Genomic DNA, 4,814 nt, shown 5'->3' with positions numbered 1-4,814 from the left:
ATGTAGGTTTTTTTGATATTGCGGTCGACAGCCCATAGATGCCCGCGCAAAATGGCATCATTGATCATATCTGCGGTGCGTACCACCGATAAGAAAGCAAATTTTGTATCACTTGAAAGGGTGCGATTACCCCAAAGGCGATAGCCGTTTTCTCGAATGATAGTTGTGATGTTTTGTTCATTGAGAAGGTTGGCACGGCTGGATCTATCACCAATGGAAAAATCAATGGGGCGCGTAATACCAACAATGCCATTGATCACTTTGTTGGAAGGAGAATGCCAAAAACCGTGTGTAAAATCAGTTTTAGCAATGACACCAGCAACTGCTGCACTTGCTGGCTGTTCTACAATTTTTCCATCACGATTCACCTTTACAAAAGGGTCAACGATAATAGCGCGTTTTGAATCAAAATCCTTTGCTGTGCTAAGAGCGGCTTCATCTGTTGTGTTGGGTGCATCAAGCACCACAATGGCACGCAGACGCTCTGCAATGCCAATCAGTTCTGCTGCGACGGGGTTGGCAGTTGCACTAGTTCCATTCTCTTCAATATTCACACTGGAAGGGCGTTGATGTGTAAAGCCTGGAGCGATGAGAATGCGTGGTGTTTGTCCTACAATGGATTGCGCTCCAATCAAAGCATGAACACCTTCATAAGCGCCATTTGCGTTTACACCGCCAAGAACATTGGTGAGTGTTGCATTTTCATTGTCACCCTCGTTCACGCGCACGACAACAACAATGGCACCCACTTGCTTGAAAATGAGATCAAGGGCATTAGGTAGGGTGCCTTGACGCTTGCCTGTTTTATCCAGTTTAGCGGCTTGTGAAAGAGAGCCTGTTACCAAAACGGGTGTATTAAGAGGAAATGCTTGTTCATCTGCATCGGGCGCCGTGCCAACAATCCCGATAACTGCCGATTGTACCGCGCGAAGGGGGCGGGTGCCGTCGTCAACCTCAACGACTTCAACACCGTGTAGAAAACCTATTGCCATACTTTATGCTCCTTTAAATGAGGGGTGAATTAAAATGAATGGGAAAAATGAGGGTTGGATTTGAAATCGCACCCTTTAAAACAGCAAATCATAAGGATTTTGGTTCACTCGCATTTCAAATGCGAGTGAATAGTAAAGGGTAGCATTTCAAATGCGATCCTTTGAAAACAACAATATGTAAAATAATTTTTTAAAAGCATATTGACACTAATAAACCCTCATGTTAATCGAATCATAAGTGCTAGAAACACTAAACCATTAGCGGATAGGTCACGTAAGATCTCTCCCATGCATTTAAAATACTGATTGTCTTTTATGCTATTATTGGCATATAACGATTTTGTCGGGTGTAGCTATGCTATACAATACCTTCTCACGAGGGGAAGACATAGCGACGGACTAATGGCCGTGTTTCTAACGCCCGGCACCCTTGGGGGTGTCAATAGAGACATTAAAACCATTAGGAGTTCATCATGAACAATTTAGTGACAATCAACAATGCTGGTATTGCTGTTACAACTTCTTTAAAAATTGCAGAGGGTGTGGGTAATACGCATAAAACAGTTATACAGTTAGTACGCAATAATCGTAAGGATTTTGAAGAGTTTGGTTCACTTGGATTTGAAATCCAAGTGAGTAAAAGAGACGGTAAAGGTGGTCAAAAGAGAGAAGTTGCTATTCTCAACGAACCACAAGCCACTCTACTCATGACCTATATGCGTAACAATGATACGGTGCGTGCATTCAAAAAAGCCCTCGTCAAAGCTTTCTATGATTTAAAAAACCAATTAATTGATAATGATCGTGATACACGCTTTGATTTTCCAAGCAACTGGAATGAAATGGGACCTACTGAAAAAGCTGTTTATATTTATGGACCGCTTCACATGCATCTTGTTAAAGCCTTTACATTAGCAGAAGAGAGCAAACATTATAAAACGCTTGTTGAAGAAGCCAAGCGAGTTTTAGTAAGCCCTGTTGTAAAAGTAGCTTAAGTTTAAAAACATGATTTTATCTCCTCGTCTTTGAGGCGGGGAGGTAGTTAATGGCTCTGTTCCATTTGTATATCCACTTTATTAGCTGTTAATGTTGGAATAGAAGAGACATCAATGTCCCTCAAGGCATGCCATGTATCATAATTGGCTTGAAGCTGTAGCCAAAGGGCTGGTCCATTTCCTAACAATTTACCAATGCGAGCTGCTGTTACGGCTGTGACTGGACGTTCTCCTTTAAGGATACCGTGCAAGTGCTGGCGTGATATTTGAAGAATCCTAGCAATTTCGGTTTTGCTTGCATTTAAATGTTCTAAGGATTCAGCTAAAATTTCTCCTGGATGAGAAGGACAACGATTAGGATTACGTGTGGTCATGGATAGTTTCCTTTACAAATCTTAAAACCTTCAGTGGTATTGCTCTAGATCAACATGGTAAACGTGTCTGTCTTTAAATTCAAAAGTGATACACCAAGGACCATTGATATGAATTGTGTAGCGAGTTGGAGTAAAGCCTTTAAGCATATGAAAATTATAACCTGGTACATTGATATCACTAACTTGAGAAGCAGCGTCAAGGGCATCAAGACGGCGAATAATACGCTGTTGAAGCCTGCTATCAATCTTACTTTTTCCTGTTTCCCAGAGAGATTGGAGGTCTTTATTTTTAAATGTTTTGATCATAGCAAACTCAACAACTTTATTTTAAGTAAGATGTAATGTATTAAGTGACAATTGTCAACAAAAATGTTACAATTTAATATGATTGATGCCAACACTGTGGAACTACAAGAATTTAAGAAATGAATATCAAACCAATTCGTACAGAGAGAGATTATCAAGAAGCTTTAGAGATTGTGTCTGCAATGTTTGATAAGCAGCCAGAAGTTAATACTCCAGAATTTGATAGAATGAAAACTCTTGTTTTGTTAATTGAAGCTTATGAAACAGAACACTATCCTGTTTCTCCACCTCATGCGTAAAGAGAAGAATAGGTGCATGGAGGGGATAAATTTGCACGTTAACATCAAGGATTTTACAAACATACCAACGGCTGTCTGATCAAATATTGCTAAAAACTTAGATCCCTTGCCATTCTTAATAAAGTGAATACGAAGTTTAAATTCTATTGTCATTTTGCTCTCCAAATTAATGAAGAGACCATAACAATCATCTCACTCTCTCATAAGACTGACACTGTCAGTCAAAAAGCTCTTTAAAGGGCTTTAAAAGGGCTTAAAATCATACAAGCCAGCTTATACAACAGCTATCCATTTGACTTCTGTCATATCTTGGTTACTTGTGCATCCATTTATTCTTTCCATAACCTTATAAGGACAGCGCCATCAGCTCCAGCACCACTTGGATAAGAATCAGAGTGAGCACCAGCCCCGCCGCCGCCAAAACCACGCCCTGCTTTTCCTGAACTATAGTGACCTTTGCCGACTCCTCCAGAGCCACCCCTTGATGTATCACCTCCAGCATCACCGCCATTGCCGCTTGTTTCACTCGTAATTCCACTCGTTCCAGCATAACCATTTCCGCCTTTGGCAATTCCTAGATGTGCGTCTGTTGCTAAACCAAAATTTCCCCCAATGCCCCCAGCACCACCAATGCCTGAATAGTAATAAGTATTTCCCCTTGATGTATTATAATAAGCACCCCCACCACCATGTCCTCCTGTCGCCGTAATAAAATTTTTGCCAACGGTCGTTGTTCCTCCAGAATTACCTGTTGCACGAAGTGATGCAACAGAAGTTCCACCCTTACCAATTGTGATATCTTCATGACCATTTAAACTGGCTTTATAGCCATACCAGACTGAACAACCGCCACCGCCGCCACCTCCTCCTAATCTTGGCGTATCCGCTCCGCCACCACTACCACCGCCACCCCATGCTTGGATTTCTAACCTAGTTTGGTCTGTTACCCAATCTGGCCATTCAATTTTCCCATCTTGCGTATACAGCAATTCAGCATCGGCAATAATGAGTTTATTAATCAAATCTTTTTTGATGTTTTTAATTTCCTGCTTGAGAATATCTATTTCTGCTTTTGTATAAACAAGATCACCATCGACTTTTAAAGGTCCTTTAAGCAAGCTTCCGTTTGTGTTTAAATTGGTAACCACTTTGCCATTATAGATGAGATTAAACGACGAATTACCCAACAGTTCTAAGTCACCACTCATAGTGACTTTGCTGGTAAATTTATTGTAATTTTTCCATTCATTGGCTTGTTTGAGACGCCCATAGGCTGTGAGATCTTCGTTGATCTTGGCTCTAAAATCGTCAAGACCCACGATATCTTCTGTTTTATGTTGATGCGCGCCTAACAGAGAGATAGCACTCCCAAAGGTGAAGTTATTGTTGCTTGATTTATAGAGAACATAATTATTTGCGGCATCTTTTGCGCCTTCGATATCGCTTAAATCGGCAAAAGTGAAGGTTTTATCCGCTGCCATTTTGCCATTGAGAGCGCTTTCTAAATTTGTGATTTCGCTTATGGTATGCGTGTGTTGTAAAGGTGCTTTTTCGTTTATCTTTTCCTCAACAGCCAAAAGAGCTTGATCAATTTTGGTCAAGTTTTCCCGCAAGATTGGGAATTCAGAACTGATAAAGCGTCCTTCTTTCGGCAATTCCATGTCGAGTTTTTTGGTTTTTGTCATCTCTCATTTTCCCCTCATAATATGCCGGCGCCAAAATCACGCACCATGGACCGCGCTGCTGGTCCACCGGTAAGCGTGAGTTTGAGGCGCGCTTGTTTGGCGCCTTTATCACTGCTGGTAAATTTTCGTTCTGTCCAAAGCGGTTCAGCGAGTTGTTCTGTTT

The 4,814-nt window shown here is 41.2% G+C and carries 6 protein-coding genes; 2 read left to right on the top strand and 4 right to left on the bottom strand.

The window, feature by feature from the left end:
- A partial coding sequence (locus ACFIJZ_RS09255; protein WP_375631835.1) for a phage tail sheath subtilisin-like domain-containing protein occupies positions 1-992 on the bottom strand: 992 nt, incomplete at its 3' end.
- 473 nt (positions 993-1,465) lie between these two features.
- Between ACFIJZ_RS09255 and ACFIJZ_RS09250 the strand changes: the two genes are divergently transcribed.
- The gene (locus ACFIJZ_RS09250) at positions 1,466-1,987 is read left to right on the top strand and encodes a Rha family transcriptional regulator (protein ID WP_375631833.1); all 522 of its coding nucleotides are present in this window, start codon (positions 1,466-1,468) and stop codon (positions 1,985-1,987) included.
- 47 nt (positions 1,988-2,034) lie between these two features.
- Here ACFIJZ_RS09250 and ACFIJZ_RS09245 read toward each other — a convergent pair whose 3' ends face one another.
- Positions 2,035-2,361: a HigA family addiction module antitoxin gene (locus ACFIJZ_RS09245; protein ID WP_273791640.1), complete on the bottom strand. Its 327-nt coding sequence runs from the start codon at positions 2,359-2,361 to the stop codon at positions 2,035-2,037.
- Positions 2,362-2,391: 30 nt separating this feature from the next.
- Positions 2,392-2,667, bottom strand: coding sequence for a type II toxin-antitoxin system RelE/ParE family toxin (locus tag ACFIJZ_RS09240; protein ID WP_273791641.1), 276 nt, complete (start codon positions 2,665-2,667; stop codon positions 2,392-2,394).
- 119 nt (positions 2,668-2,786) lie between these two features.
- On the opposite strand from ACFIJZ_RS09240, the gene ACFIJZ_RS09235 reads away from it, so the two are divergent.
- Positions 2,787-2,966: a hypothetical protein gene (locus tag ACFIJZ_RS09235; RefSeq protein ID WP_375627011.1), complete on the top strand. Its 180-nt coding sequence runs from the start codon at positions 2,787-2,789 to the stop codon at positions 2,964-2,966.
- A gap of 329 nt (positions 2,967-3,295) precedes the next feature.
- Here ACFIJZ_RS09235 and ACFIJZ_RS09230 read toward each other — a convergent pair whose 3' ends face one another.
- Entirely contained in the window at positions 3,296-4,651 is a 1,356-nt protein-coding gene (locus ACFIJZ_RS09230) for a Bgr_08870 family protein (protein WP_375631831.1), read from the bottom strand.
- Between the last annotated feature and the right edge of the window lie 163 nt (positions 4,652-4,814).

The sequence above is a fragment of the Bartonella sp. CL70QHWL genome (genome assembly GCF_042194855.1).
Lineage (GTDB): Bacteria > Pseudomonadota > Alphaproteobacteria > Rhizobiales > Rhizobiaceae > Bartonella.
This window is presented reverse-complemented; position numbering and strand designations above follow the sequence as displayed.

Excerpts from the sequence above, each read along its gene's own strand:
- ACFIJZ_RS09250 (WP_375631833.1), top strand. The coding sequence starts at position 1,466 with ATGAACAATTTAGTGACAATCAACAATGCTGGTATTGCTGTTACAACT.
- ACFIJZ_RS09230 (WP_375631831.1), bottom strand. The coding sequence starts at position 4,651 with ATGACAAAAACCAAAAAACTCGACATGGAATTGCCGAAAGAAGGACGC.
- ACFIJZ_RS09235 (WP_375627011.1), top strand. The coding sequence starts at position 2,787 with ATGAATATCAAACCAATTCGTACAGAGAGAGATTATCAAGAAGCTTTA.
- ACFIJZ_RS09240 (WP_273791641.1), bottom strand. The coding sequence starts at position 2,667 with ATGATCAAAACATTTAAAAATAAAGACCTCCAATCTCTCTGGGAAACA.
- ACFIJZ_RS09245 (WP_273791640.1), bottom strand. The coding sequence starts at position 2,361 with ATGACCACACGTAATCCTAATCGTTGTCCTTCTCATCCAGGAGAAATT.